Origin of the sequence: Kluyvera sp. Awk 3 (genome assembly GCF_028069715.1) — a bacterium.
Classification (GTDB): domain Bacteria; phylum Pseudomonadota; class Gammaproteobacteria; order Enterobacterales; family Enterobacteriaceae; genus Kluyvera; species Kluyvera georgiana_A.
The window spans coordinates 1-232 of record NZ_JANEWH010000366.1 but is presented as its reverse complement, the minus strand read 5'-3'; the positions used below and the strand labels follow the sequence as shown (position 1 = coordinate 232).

The following is a 232-nucleotide window of genomic DNA, read 5'->3' as shown; positions in this document are numbered from 1 at the left end:
CTTCGGGAGGGCGCTTACCACTTTGTGATTCATGACTGGGGTGAAGTCGTAACAAGGTAACCGTAGGGGAACCTGCGGTTGGATCACCTCCTTACCTTAAAGAAACGTTCTTTGAAGTGCTCACACAGATTGTCTGATGAAAAATAGCAGTAAAGAATCTCTGCAGGCTTGTAGCTCAGGTGGTTAGAGCGCACCCCTGATAAGGGTGAGGTCGGTGGTTCAAGTCCACTCA

At 49.1% G+C, this 232-nt stretch carries 1 rRNA gene; it reads left to right on the top strand.

Annotated features, from left to right (window positions below):
• Nucleotides 1-94, top strand: a 16S ribosomal RNA gene (locus NNN71_RS25150); the annotation flags it as partial.
• Between the last annotated feature and the right edge of the window lie 138 nt (nt 95-232).